12 protein-coding genes are annotated in these 12,507 nt (G+C 67.2%); 5 read left to right on the top strand and 7 right to left on the bottom strand.

All coding sequences use genetic code 11. From position 1 onward, the window contains the following. Window positions 1–300 precede the first annotated feature (300 nt). The gene (locus tag FRZ33_RS08380; RefSeq protein WP_146909017.1) at window positions 301–795 is read left to right on the top strand and encodes a cell wall hydrolase; all 495 of its coding nucleotides are present in this window, start codon (window positions 301–303) and stop codon (window positions 793–795) included. A gap of 72 nt (window positions 796–867) precedes the next feature. On the opposite strand, the gene prpC is transcribed toward FRZ33_RS08380, so the two are convergent. Genes prpC through FRZ33_RS08360 form a run of 4 tightly spaced genes read right to left on the bottom strand, consistent with a single transcriptional unit; the run spans window position 868 to window position 5,215 of the window. Next, window positions 868–2,022 (bottom strand): bifunctional 2-methylcitrate synthase/citrate synthase, encoded by a 1,155-nt coding sequence (gene prpC, locus FRZ33_RS08375; RefSeq protein ID WP_146909015.1) that lies wholly within the window; start codon window positions 2,020–2,022, stop codon window positions 868–870. Continuing rightward, window positions 2,019–2,924: a methylisocitrate lyase gene (gene prpB / locus FRZ33_RS08370; RefSeq protein ID WP_146909013.1), complete on the bottom strand. Its 906-nt coding sequence runs from the start codon at window positions 2,922–2,924 to the stop codon at window positions 2,019–2,021. Before prpB ends, prpC begins: the two co-directional genes overlap by 4 nt. A gap of 57 nt (window positions 2,925–2,981) precedes the next feature. Beyond that, window positions 2,982–3,983: a malate dehydrogenase gene (locus FRZ33_RS08365; RefSeq protein ID WP_146909011.1), complete on the bottom strand. Its 1,002-nt coding sequence runs from the start codon at window positions 3,981–3,983 to the stop codon at window positions 2,982–2,984. A 32-nt stretch (window positions 3,984–4,015) separates the two neighbouring features. Further along, window positions 4,016–5,215: an aminotransferase class I/II-fold pyridoxal phosphate-dependent enzyme gene (locus FRZ33_RS08360; protein WP_146909009.1), complete on the bottom strand. Its 1,200-nt coding sequence runs from the start codon at window positions 5,213–5,215 to the stop codon at window positions 4,016–4,018. A gap of 128 nt (window positions 5,216–5,343) precedes the next feature. Between FRZ33_RS08360 and FRZ33_RS08355 the strand changes: the two genes are divergently transcribed. From FRZ33_RS08355 to FRZ33_RS15175, 3 genes are all read left to right on the top strand, one after another. Continuing rightward, on the top strand, window positions 5,344–6,078 hold the full coding sequence (locus tag FRZ33_RS08355; RefSeq protein WP_146909007.1) for a hypothetical protein: 735 nt from the start codon (window positions 5,344–5,346) through the stop codon (window positions 6,076–6,078). 62 nt (window positions 6,079–6,140) lie between these two features. Further along, on the top strand, window positions 6,141–7,427 hold the full coding sequence (locus FRZ33_RS08350; RefSeq protein ID WP_158637160.1) for a M48 family metallopeptidase: 1,287 nt from the start codon (window positions 6,141–6,143) through the stop codon (window positions 7,425–7,427). Beyond that, window positions 7,387–7,818 carry a hypothetical protein gene (locus tag FRZ33_RS15175; RefSeq protein ID WP_158637159.1) on the top strand — a complete coding sequence of 144 codons (432 nt, stop codon included), beginning with the start codon at window positions 7,387–7,389 and terminating at the stop codon, window positions 7,816–7,818. Before FRZ33_RS08350 ends, FRZ33_RS15175 begins: the two co-directional genes overlap by 41 nt. A gap of 37 nt (window positions 7,819–7,855) precedes the next feature. Here the strand turns inward: FRZ33_RS15175 and FRZ33_RS08345 are convergent, their stop codons facing one another. Next, window positions 7,856–8,365, bottom strand: a complete 510-nt coding sequence (locus tag FRZ33_RS08345) for a peptidylprolyl isomerase (RefSeq protein ID WP_146909004.1) — start codon at window positions 8,363–8,365, stop codon at window positions 7,856–7,858. Between the two features lie 153 nt (window positions 8,366–8,518). Here FRZ33_RS08345 and typA point away from each other — a divergent pair, with 153 nt between their 5' ends. Then, window positions 8,519–10,363, top strand: a complete 1,845-nt coding sequence (gene typA, locus FRZ33_RS08340) for a translational GTPase TypA (RefSeq protein WP_146909002.1) — start codon at window positions 8,519–8,521, stop codon at window positions 10,361–10,363. Between the two features lie 68 nt (window positions 10,364–10,431). On the opposite strand, the gene FRZ33_RS08335 is transcribed toward typA, so the two are convergent. Then, a complete protein-coding gene (locus FRZ33_RS08335) occupies window positions 10,432–11,826 on the bottom strand; it encodes a class II 3-deoxy-7-phosphoheptulonate synthase (protein ID WP_146909000.1) in 1,395 nt (464 codons plus the stop codon). A 97-nt stretch (window positions 11,827–11,923) separates the two neighbouring features. Continuing rightward, a complete protein-coding gene (locus FRZ33_RS08330; protein ID WP_146908998.1) occupies window positions 11,924–12,436 on the bottom strand; it encodes a disulfide bond formation protein B in 513 nt (170 codons plus the stop codon). Window positions 12,437–12,507 lie beyond the last annotated feature (71 nt).

Genomic DNA, 12,507 nt, shown 5'->3' with positions numbered 1-12,507 from the left:
CAATAAAAATCAAAGGCTTGGATTAGGCCGTTCAGGCAAGGTTCGGTTCCAGCCCGTACCATGCGCCGCTGAACTGGCGTCCGGGCCCTGCCCCGCCAGACCAACACGGCCCCGCACGCATGGCTCAGCGGGGTTTCCGGGCGGCGCCCAACTGACCTACCGCCGCCCGGAATGCGAGCCCGGCTCGTCCATCCCCAAAACGCGCCAGGCCGCAAGCCATCCCCCTCCCCGTTTGAACCATTCGGGCCCCGCAGGAATGCGGGCGGGAGATTGCGGCGCAACGGAGCAAGGAGTTCCGCCATGAAGTTGTCTTTCATCCTGTGGCTTGCCCAGATCCTGCCGCAGCCGGCCGCCGACCCGCTCTGCCTGGCGACCACCGTCTACCTCGAGGCCCGCAACCAGTCCGAGCTGGGGCAGCGCGCCGTGGCCGAAGTGGCCCTGCGCCGTCGCGACAGCGGCCAGTGGGGCGAGTCGGTCTGCGACGTGGTGACCGCCCGCAAGCAGTTCGCCCCGACCATCGTGAACCCCGGGCTGCGCATGAAGAACCTCAAGGCCTGGGAACGGGCCGTGCAGGTCGCCTTCCAGGCCCAGCAGGACTGGCAGTTGCCGGCCGGCGAGCGCCGCGAGGTCGTGCCGGGCGCCAGCCACTTCGCCGCCCTGGACCTGGCCAACCCGGCCTGGGCCACGGCGCCGCGCGTGGCCACCATCGGTGACCACACCTTCTTCCGGGTCCAGCGCCTGACCCCGCCGCCGCCGGCAGCGGCCACCGTCGCCAGCCACCACCTGGCGCCCTGATTCACGGCTCCAGAAAAACGAAGGCCGCGCATCGCTGCGCGGCCTTCGTCGTCGTTTCTGCACGCCGGAGGATCAGCGCTTGTCGATCGCCACGAACTCGCGGTCCTCGGGACCGGTGTAGTTCGCGCTCGGGCGGATGATCTTTCCGTCGATGCGCTGCTCGATCACGTGCGCCGACCAGCCGCTGGTGCGGGCGATCACGAACAGCGGTGTGAACATCGCCGTCGGCACGCCCATCATGTGGTAGGCCGAGGCGCTGTACCAGTCGAGGTTCGGGAACATCTTCTTGAGGTCCATCATCAGCGTCTCGATGCGTTCGCTGACGTCGAACAGCGTCTGGTTGCCGCCTTCCTTGCACAGCTTGCGCGAGATCTCCTTGATGATCGGATTGCGCGGGTCGCCGATGGTGTACACCGGGTGGCCGAAGCCGATCACGATCTCCTTGCGCTCGACGCGGGCGCGGATGTCGGCCTCCGCCTCGTCGGCGCTGCCGTAGCGGGCAATGATTTCCATCGCCACTTCGTTGGCGCCGCCGTGTTTCGGGCCGCGCAGCGCGCCGATCGCACCGGTGATGCAGCTGAACAGGTCCGACCCGGTGCCGGCGATCACGCGTGCGGTGAAGGTGGACGCGTTGAACTCGTGCTCCGCGTACAGCACCAGCGACTGGTCCAGCGCGCGCTCGTGCGACTTGCTAGGCGCTTCACCGTGCAGCAGGTGCAGGAAATGCCCGGCGATGGTGTCGTCGTCGGTCTCGACGTCGATGCGGCGGCCATTGCGGGTGAAGTGCCACCAGTACAGCAGCATCGAGCCGAAGCTGGCCATCAGCTTGTCGGCGATGTCACGGGCTTCGTTGACGGGGTGACCGTGGTTCTCCGGCAGCACGGTGCCTAGCACCGAGCAGCCGGTGCGCAGCACGTCCATCGGGTGCGCGTTCGCGGGCACCAGCTCCAGGGCATCGGTGACGATCGCCGGCAGGCCGCGCAGTCGCTTGAGCTTGGTCTTGTAGGCCGAAAGCTGCGATGCGGTCGGCAGCGCACCGTGCACCAGCAGGTGGGCGACTTCCTCGAAGCCGGCCTTCGTGGCCAGGTCATGGATGTCATAGCCTCGGTAATGCAGGTCGTTGCCGCTGCGGCCGACCGTGCACAGGGCCGTGTTGCCGGCGGCGGTGCCGCTGAGGGCAACCGACTTCTTCGGCTTGGGCAGGTTCTGGGTGGTGGTGTCGCTCATCGTGATGCTCCTTGCTCAGTCTTTTTCTGCGAGAACAGTTCGTCGAGCTTGTCTTCGTAGGCGTGGTAGCCAAGGAAGTCGTACAGCTCGGCGCGGGTCTGCAGGGTGTCGATGATGTTCTTCTGGGTGCCCTCGCGGCGCACGGTCTCGTAGAAGTTCAACGCGGCCTTGTTCATGGCGCGATAGGCGCCGCAGCAGTACAGCGCGATATCCACGCCGGCGTCGCGCAGTTCGTCGGTGGTGTAGAACGGGGTCGAACCGAACTCGGTCAGGTTGGCCAGGATCGGCACTTTCACCGCCGCCTTGAACTTCCGGTAGTCGTCCAGCGTATTCATCGCTTCGGGGAAGATCATGTCGGCACCGGCCTCGACGTAGGCCACGGCCCGCTCGATCGCCGAGTCCACGCCTTCGACCGCGGCCGCGTCGGTACGCGCCATGATCACGAAACCGGCGTCGGTGCGGGCGTCCACGGCCGACTTCACGCGGTCGACCATCTCCAGCGTCGAGACGACTTCCTTGCCCGGCCGGTGGCCGCAGCGCTTCTGGCCGACCTGGTCTTCCATGTGCACGGCGGCGACGCCGATGTTGATGAAGGACTTGATGGTGCGGCCGATGTTGAAGGCGCCGCCCCAGCCGGTGTCGATGTCAACCAGCAGCGGCATGCCGGTGGCGTCGACGATGCGGCGCGCGTCGGTGAGCACGTCTTCCATGGTGCTGATGCCGAGGTCCGGCACGCCCAGTGAATTGGCGGCGACGCCGCCGCCCGACAGGTACAGCGCCTTGTAGCCGGTGCGCTTGGCCATCAGGCCGGCGTAGGCGGTGATGGCGCCCATCACCTGCAGTGGGGATTCTTCTTCGACGGCGGCGCGGAAGCGTGCGCCGGCGGAAATGTGATGCGTCATGCGATTTCCTCGTGTAACAAGCGCGAAGGCGGCCCTGAGGCCGCCTTCGCGATGACATCAGAGCAGGTGGGCGACGCCGGCCCGCTCTTCCTCGAGCTCGGCCAGGGTCTTGTCCATCATGGTGCGCGAGTAGTCGTCGATCGGCAGGTCACGGACGATCTCGTACTTGCCGTCCTTGCAGATCACCGGGAAGCCGTACATCACGTCCTTCGGGATGCCGTAGCTGCCGTCCGACGGGATGCCCATCGTCGCCCACTTGCCGTTCGTGCCCAGCACCCAGTCGTGGATGTGGTCGATGGCGGCGTTGGCGGCCGAAGCGGCCGAGCTCAGGCCGCGGGCTTCGATGATCGCGGCGCCGCGCTTGCCGACCTTCGGGATGAAGGTCTCGCGGTTCCATGCCTCGTCGCCGATCTTGTCCTTCAGCGCCGAGCCCTTGACGGTGGCGAAGCGGTAATCCGGGTACATGGTCGGGCTGTGGTTGCCCCAGACGACCAGCTTCTCGATGTCGGCCACGGCCACGCCGGCCTTGATCGCCAGCTGCGACAACGCGCGGTTGTGGTCCAGGCGCAGCATCGCGGTGAAGTTGTTCGGGTTGAGGTCCGGCGCCGACTTCATGGCGATGTAGGCATTGGTGTTGGCCGGGTTGCCGACCACCAGCACCTTCACGTTGCGCGAGGCGACGGCGTTCAGCGCCTTGCCCTGCACGGTGAAGATCTCGGCGTTCTTCAGCAGCAGGTCCTTGCGCTCCATGCCCGGGCCGCGCGGCATCGCGCCGACCAGCAGGGCGACGTCGGCGTCCTTGAACGCGACCATCGGGTCGTCGGTGCCGACCATGCCGGCCAGCAGCGGGAACGCGCAGTCCTCGAGCTCCATCATCACGCCCTTGAGCGCGGCCTGGGCCTTCTCCATCGGCAGTTCGAGCATCTGCAGGATGACCGGCTGGTCCTTGCCGAGCATTTCGCCCGAGGCGATGCGGAACAGCAGGGAATAGCCGATCTGGCCGGCGGCGCCGGTGATGGCAACACGGACGGGGTCTTCATGGGGAGTCTCCTGAAACAAGCGCGGCGCCTGTCATGGGCGCCGCGGAAGGGTTACGAAAGTTCGGCGAAAAATTCCTGGATCCGCTGCAGGCCGATCGGCAGCTGCGCGGTCGGGCAGGTGTAGCTGATGCGAAGCGCGCGCGGCTCGCCGAAGGCCGAGCCGGGCACGCAGGCAACGCCCTTGGCTTCCAGCAGTACGCTGCAGAAGTCGACGTCGTTGGCGATCTTCACGCCCTTGTGCGACTTGCCGAAGGCGCAGCTGATGTCCGGGAACACGTAGAACGCGCCCTGCGGCTTCGGGCAGACCACGCCGGGGATCGAGTTCATGGTGGCCACCACCATGTCGCGCTTTGCCTGGAACTCGGCGCACTTGGACGTCGGCACGTCCTGCGGCCCCGTCAGCGCGGCAACGGCGGCCGCCGTGACCACTTCCGGCAGGTTGGTGATGTGGGTGGAGTTGAGCACCGTCACTGCCTTGGCCACCGACTCCGGGCCGGCCACGAAGCCGACGCGCCAGCCGGGCATGCCGTAGGTCTTGGACAGCGAATCCACGAAGATCACGCGCTCGCGAAGTTCGGGACGGAACTGCACGAAGTTGTGGTAACCCAGGCCGTCGAACACCATCGTGTTGTAGATGTCGTCGGTGATCACCCAGGTGTCGGGATGTTTCGCCAGCACGTCCGCCAGCGCGGCGATCTCGTCGCGGGTGTAGACCATGCCGGTCGGGTTGTTCGGGTTGTTGAACAGGAAGACCTTGGGCCTGGTCGCCAGCGCTGCGTCGAGCTGTGCCGGCGTGAGCTTGTAGTCCTGGCTGGCCGGGCACGGCAGCTCGAGGATCTTCGCGTCCAGCACCTCGGCGATGTCGGCGTAAGTGGTCCAGTACGGCACGGCGTAGGCGATGGTGTCGCCTTCGTCCAGCAGCGCTTCGGCCAGGTTGTAGAGGATGTGCTTGGCGCCGATGCCGGTCGCGCAGTTCAGGCGCGTGTAGCCGGTCAGGCCCAGGGCTTCGATGTGCTTGAGGAAGGCATCCAGCAGCTCATCGGCGCCGCGGTTGCTGCCGTACTGGCCGCTGTCTTTCGCCAGCGCGTCGCGGGCGGCGGCATAGACGTGTTCGCCGGGCAGGAAGTTGGGAACGCCGATGGAGAAGCTGACGATATCGCGGCCTTCGGCCTTGAGCTTCTTGGCCTTTTCGGCGACGGCCATGATGGCGCTGGGCTTGGCACGGCCCATGCGCTTGGCAAGCTGGGGCATCGTTATCCTCGCGGGGGTGATGACGGGGCGGAAAAACCCCGCAAGGATACCACGCAGCCCTTCCCGGCCGCCCTGCCCCGGGCTTGCCCAGCCGGAGCTTTCGGGCATTCTGGGCACGGAGGATGACCATGACCCCGCGACCTCGTCGTTTCGCCCTGGCCGCCCTGCTCGGCCTGCTGCTGCCGCTCCAGGCGGCGGCCTACAGCCAGAACCGCGTCGCCACCGACGAGGCCGGGCACCCGGTCCGGATCCAGGGCAGCGTGGTCGTGGTCGAGCCGGACATCGAGCTGAGCCTGGTCACCGCTGGCGGCATGCGGGAACCGCGCCGGGAATGGTCGGAAACAGCGCGCCGCGAGTTCCCCGCCGCTGTCGGCCGGTTCCTGGCCGAGGGAAACACCGAACGCAAACCGGACTTCGATATCCCCGACGACCTGCCGCCACGATCGCGCCTGGGCCAGGTGGTCCGGCTGAACGAAGCCGTCGCCACCAGCATCGCCATGTACTCCCGGGCCGGCAGCCAACTGGCGACCAAGGGCACCCAGCTCGACTGGACCCTCGGGCCGGGCGTGCAGGAACTGCAGGCCGCGACCGGCGCCGACTACGCCCTTTTCACCTACATCCGCGACAGCTACGCCAGCGAAGGGCGCAAGGCGATGCGCGTGCTTGGTTTCATAGTCGGTGCGGCCATGGGCGGGGTCATGGACATCGGTGGCGGCCAGCAGCTGGGCGTGGCGACCCTGGTGGACCTGCGCACGGGCCAGGTGGTCTGGTTCAACCTGATATCGAACCAGAGCGGCGACCTGCGTGATGCCGAAGGCGCGGAAAACTCGGTGCGCGAAATGCTGTTGGGACTGCCGCTTTGAGGCGTGCCGCCGGACTCATGCTGGCGGCTTTGCTGGCGACCTCCTCCGTGCATGCGGAGGTCGTGGACTCGGCCCGCCCCGGCCAGCGCCCTCCCGCCGGCAGCGACGAAGACGAACTCTGGTACGCGATGGACCGCGCCGAGCGCGAGCTTCAGCAACACCCCCTGCTGGTGCGCGACGAAGCCCTCAATGCCTACGTGCGCGACGTCGCCTGCCGCGTGGCCGGCGACTACTGCACCGACCTGCGCGTGTACATCGTCGAACAACCCTGGTTCAACGCCTCGATGGCGCCGAACGGCATGATGGTGGTCTGGACCGGTGCGCTGCTGCGTTTCCAGGACGAGGCCGAACTGGCCCCAGTACTGGGCCACGAGTTCGCCCATTTCCGTGAGCGTCATTCCCTGGCCCAATGGCGCCGGGCCAAACGCAGCTCGGCCCTGCTCGGCTCGTTCGGGCTGCTGGCCTGGGGCGGCGGTGCCGGGGCCGCCGGACAACTGGCCAGCCTGCTCGGCGAAGCGTCTCTGTACCAGTTCTCGCGCGAAGCGGAACGCGAAGCCGACCGCCTGGGCTTTGCCGCCACCGTGGCACAGGGATACGACCCTGCCGCCGGCGCCCGGCTATGGGGCCGCATGGTCGAGGAAGAAGCCGCACGCACCTACGGCAAGCCGATTCCGGTCTTCGCCAGCCATCCCAAGACCACAGAACGCCTGGCCGACGTGCGCACCGCCGCCGAAGCCAGCGGCGCATCCACGGGCAGCACCCGCCGGGACGCCTACCGCGCCGTGGTCGGGCCCTTCATCGAATCCTGGCTGGAAGACGAACTGTCGCGACGCATGTACGACACCTCGGTTCAGGTCATCGGCCGCCTGCGTGGACTGGCCGATGCCGGCCTGCAGGGCCGCTATACCTTTACCTGGCCGAAGCCCATCGCAGGCGCGGCAAGGGCAGCGACGCGGCCGTGGCCGCGGAGCTGTACGCAGAAGCCGTCACCCTGCCCGACGCGCCCGCCGCCGCCTTCCGCGAGCATGGCCTGGTGCTGCGGGCCGAGGGCCGGCGCGACGAGGCTTCGGCGGCGCTGCAGCGTTATCTGGAACTGTCGCCGCAGGCCGAAGACGCCGCCTTCGTGCAGCACTATCTGGACGAACTGGAGACCCGCCCGTGATCCGCCACCTGCTGCTATGCCTCGGCGTGGTGCTCATCCTGTCCGCCTGCGCGGGTGGCGCCGGCGGAAAACTCCAGACCGCGGGCGGCACCACCGTTTTCGACCTGACGCTGGAGACACAGCTCGACTGGGCCCGCATCAAGGGCGTGCGCCAGGAGCAGTGGACGATCGACGGCACGCCCCTTAACCAGTTGATCGTCATTTCGCGGATCAAGCCGGGCGAACACGTGTTCCTGACCACCCGCGAGCGCAGGAGCCGTCCGGATGGCCCGTGGTTCCGTGCCGGCATGCGGCCGGACGAAGTGCGCGACATCATCCTTGACGGCTTGCGCCAGTCCGGCTGGGCCAATGTGAGCGCCCGCGACCTGCGGCCGGCGTCGTTCGGCAACGTACCCGGATTGCGCTTCGACCTCGACCTCGACAACCCGGGTGGCCTGGTTTACCGCGGCCTGGCCACCGCCGCCGAACGCGACGGCCGGCTGACGGTGCTGGTGTGGATCGCCCCGGCCGAGCATTACTACGGCCGGGACGTGGAGGCGGTGGCGCGGATGTTCGACAGCCTGCGCTTCGTGCCCTGAGGTCGCCTGCAGGCGACCCCTTGCATCGCGGCTCGGCTCAGGCCGTGCGGTCGAGCACCTGGTTCCATTCGGCCACGCGGCCGGACTGGGCAGCCAGCAGGCCGTCGGTGTCGCCTTCGATACGCACGCTTTCGATCTTGTCGCCGCCACGCACCGCATCCACGACCTGCTGGTCGCCGGCGCCGACCACTTCGCCGAACACGGTGTGCTTGCCGTCCAGCCACGGCGTGGCGACGTGGGTGATGAAGAACTGGCTGCCATTGGTGCCCGGGCCGGCATTGGCCATGGACAGCACGCCCGGCTTGTCGTGGCGCAGGTCGCTGCGGGTTTCATCCTCGAAGCGGTATCCCGGGCCGCCGCGGCCGGAACCCTCCGGGCAGCCGCCCTGGATCATGAAATCCGGGATCACGCGGTGGAAGCTCAGGCCGTCGTAATAACCGCGCTGGACCAGGTTGACGAAGCTGGCGACCGTGACCGGAGCCTTGTCGGCGTGCAGCTTGACGCGGATCGGGCCGCGGGACGTGGTGAAGGTGGCGATCAGGGACATGGCGGGGACTCCGTGGAAGACCGGGCCGGCAGCCGCCGGCGGGGCGACTAGGATGCCACAGGGGCACGGTTCAGGCCCGTCGGCGTTCATTCAGGCTATAATGCCCGGCTTACTTATTCCCCCTCGAGAGCGCGCCTCACGGCGCCCATCCGTATGTCCATCGAAAAGCTCCGCAACATCGCCATCGTCGCCCACGTCGACCACGGCAAGACCACCCTGGTGGACCAGCTGCTCAAGCAGTCGGGCACCTTCAGCGAGCGCACGGTCACCACCGAGCGGATGATGGACAGCAACGACATCGAAAAGGAACGTGGCATCACGATCCTGTCGAAGAACACGGCGATCCGCTGGAAGTCGCCCGAGGGCGAGGAATACCGCATCAACATCGTCGACACCCCGGGCCACGCCGACTTCGGCGGCGAGGTCGAGCGCGTGCTGTCGATGGTGGACTCGGTGCTGATCCTGGTGGACGCGATGGACGGCCCGATGCCGCAGACGCGCTTCGTGACCCAGAAGGCCTTCGCGATGGGCTTCAAGCCGATCGTGGTCGTCAACAAGGTCGACCGTCCGGGTGCGCGCCCGAACTGGGTGCTGGACCAGACCTTCGACCTGTTCGACCGCCTGGGCGCCACCGACGAGCAGCTCGACTTCACCACCGTCTACGCTTCGGCGCTCAACGGCTACGCCGGCATGGAGCCGGACGTGCGTTCGGGCGACATGACCCCGCTGTTCCAGACCATCATCGACCACGTGGCGCCGCCGCCGGTCGACCTGGACGGCCCGTTCCAGATGCGCGTCACCTCGCTGGACTACAACAACTACGTCGGCATCATCGGCGTCGGCCGCATCCAGCGCGGCAAGGTCCGCACCAACATGCCGGTGACCGTGATCGACCGCGAGGGCAAGACCCGCAACGGCAAGGTGCTGCAGGTGCTCGGCTTCATGGGCCTGGAGCGCCATGAGGTGAAGGAAGCCCAGGCCGGCGACATCGTCGCCATCTCGGGCATCGAGGCACTCAGCATCTCGGAAACCGTCTGCGACCCGTCGAAGATCGAGCAGCTGGAAGTGCTGAAGGTCGACGAACCGACCATCAGCATGACCTTCCAGGTGAACAATTCGCCGTTCGCCGGCAACAAGGACCGCAGCGGCGGCAAGTTCCTGACCTCGCGCCAGCTGCGCGACCGCCTGATGCGCGAGACCCAGCACAACGTCGCGCTTAAGGTCGAGGACACCGACGACGCCGACAAGTTCAAGGTCAGCGGCCGCGGCGAACTGCACCTGTCGATCCTGATCGAGAACATGCGCCGCGAGGGCTACGAGCTGGCCGTGTCGCGCCCGGAAGTGATCATCAAGGACATCGACGGCGTGAAGTCCGAGCCGATCGAGGCGCTGGTGGTGGACCTCGAAGAGCAGTACCAGGGCGGCGTGATGCAGCGCCTGGGCGAGCGCAAGGCGCTGCTGCAGAACATGGAGCCGGACGGCAAGGGCCGTGTGCGCATGGACTTCATGATCCCGGCGCGTGGCCTGATCGGTTTCCAGACCGAGTTCCGCACCATCACCGCCGGCACCGGCCTGCTGTTCCACGTGTTCGACCATTACGGCCCGAAGGCCGAAGGCGACATCGGCCAGCGCCAGAACGGCGTGCTGATCTCAAACGGCCAGGGCCCGTCGCCCGCCTATGCGCAGATCGCGATGCAGGAGCGCGGCCGCCTGCTGATCGAGCCGGGCGAGGAAATCTACGAAGGCCAGATCGTCGGCATCCACGCCAAGGACAACGACCTGACGGTCAACGCCCTGCGCGGCAAGCAGCTGACCAACTTCCGCGCCTCGGGCACCGACAAGGACGAAGGCCTGATCCCGGCCATCAAGATGTCGCTGGAGCAGGCGCTGGAGTTCATCGACGACGACGAACTGGTCGAGGTCACCCCGGTGGCGATCCGCCTGCGCAAGAAGGACCGCACCGAGAACGAGCGCAAGAAGGCCTCGCGCGGCGGCTGATCCACGCCCGTTCTGAATGAAAAAGCCCCGCCTGGTGCGGGGCTTTTTCTTTGTCCCGTCGGTAGGCTTCAGGTCGCGACCGGCGCCTTCAACTGGGCGTGCTTGCGCACGATCAGCATCGCGATCTCCAGCGACTGCTCGTAGTTCAGGCGCGGGTCCACGGTTGAGCGGTAGGCGCGCTCGAGGTCGATGTCGGTCAGGTCACGGGCGCCGCCGGTGCACTCGGTGACGTTTTCGCCGGTCAGCTCCAGGTGTACGCCGCCCAGACGGGTGCCGGCGGCGGCGTGCAGTTCGAAGCTGGCCTCGACTTCACCGCGGATGTTGGCGAAACGGCGGGTTTTGAAGCCGTTGCTGGTGCTTTCGGTGTTGCCATGCATCGGGTCGCAGATCCAGAGCACGCGGCGACCTTCGCGGCGCATCGCTTCGAGCAGCGGCGGCAGCTTCTCGGCGACCTTGGCGGCGCCCATGCGGTGGATGTAACTCAGGCGGCCGGGTTCGTTCTCCGGGTTCAGGGCATCGGTCAGGCGCAGCAACTGGTCGGGCGTGACCGAGGGACCGATCTTCACCGCCACCGGGTTGCGCAGGCCACGGAAGTATTCGACATGCGCGCCCTCCAGGTCGGCCGTGCGCATGCCGATCCACGGGAAGTGCGTGGACAGGTTGAACCAGCCCCACTGCCTGGGCACCTGGCGGGTCAACGCTTCCTCGTAGGGCAGCAGCAGGGCTTCGTGCGAGGTGTAGAAGTCGGCGCGGTTGAGGTCGTGCAGCGCCGTGCCGGAAATGGTTTCCATGAAGCGTACGGCGTCGCCGACCGCGGCGACCATGCGCCGGTACTCGTCCGACAGCGGCGAATGGCCAACCCAGTCCAGGTCCCAGTATTCGGGGTGGTGCAGGTCGGCGAAACCGCCGTCGATCAGTGCGCGCACGAAGTTCATCGTCATGGCCGAACGGGCATGGCCCTTGACCATGCGCCGCGGGTCCGGCGTGCGGGCCTCGGGCGTGAACTCGGGCTGGTTGATGAAATCGCCGCGGTAGCTCGGCAGGGTGACGCCGCCCTTCTCTTCCAGGTCGGCCGAGCGCGGTTTGGCGTACTGGCCGGCGAAACGGCCCACGCGCACCACCGGCAGGCGCAGGCCGTGCACCAGTACCAGGCTCATCTGCAGCAGCACCTTCAGCCGGTTGGAGATCAGGCCCGACTCGCAGTCGGCGAAACTTTCGGCGCAATCACCGCCCTGCAGCAGGAAGCGTTTGCCTTCCCAGGCCTCGGCCAGCTGTTTCTTCAGGGCCAGGATTTCCCAGGAGGTCACCAGCGGCGGCAGGTGCCGCAGTTCCTCCTGCACCTGGGCCAGGCCGGCGGCATCGGGATACGTGGGTTGCTGTGCGGCCACGCGGCCGCGCCAACCCGCCGGCGTCCAGTCGCCGGGAACGGATACGGGGTGCAGGCTGCGGTCGCTGGCGCTCATCGTCGTGGAATCCGGGAATACGGTTCAGGAGGGGAAAATCATCATGCCACAGGCCACGGGCGTGTCCCGTGCCGCGCGGGAATACCGATATGCCGGTTCAGTCGCGGCGCTTGAAGCCCGTCCAGAGCGCGCCCAGGCCCAGGCCCACGAACCACACCAGGGTCCAGGCCGGCATGGACAGACCCAGGAAGGTCCAGTCCACCTTCGCGCACTCGCCCGAACCTTCGAACACCTTGGCCAGGGCGCCCATCAGGCCCATGGATTCGATCATGTAGTCCAGGCCCATGCTCGAACACAGCGGGACCTCGCTGGGCGGCAATGTCTGCAGCCAGACGTGGTATCCGGCCACGCCGGCACCGGCGGCGGCCGGCAGGAAGGCCAGTACGCCGTAGATCCCACGGCCGGCACGGCCATTCGGCGAGTGCAGCCCGCCGACCAGGAAAACCAGGCCCATCGCCGCGAAGGCCACGCGCTGCAGGATGCACAAGGGGCACGGCAGCATCAGCATGCCGAACTGCACGTACAGCGCGTAGGCGATCAGGCCGCCACAAAGCACGAAACCGCTGAGGGACTGCGCACGGAACGACCAGCTGAAGGGGTTGGCTGACATCGTTGTTCCCGGATGTGGACGGTTAGCCTACACAGACCAGCCGGAACAGGTGAAGTTTCGTCGCATGCACG

The sequence above is a fragment of the Arenimonas daejeonensis genome (genome assembly GCF_007993735.1).
GTDB lineage: Bacteria > Pseudomonadota > Gammaproteobacteria > Xanthomonadales > Xanthomonadaceae > Arenimonas > Arenimonas daejeonensis.
The sequence above is the reverse complement of the archived record's forward strand: the minus strand, read 5'-3'. Positions and strand labels throughout refer to the sequence as shown.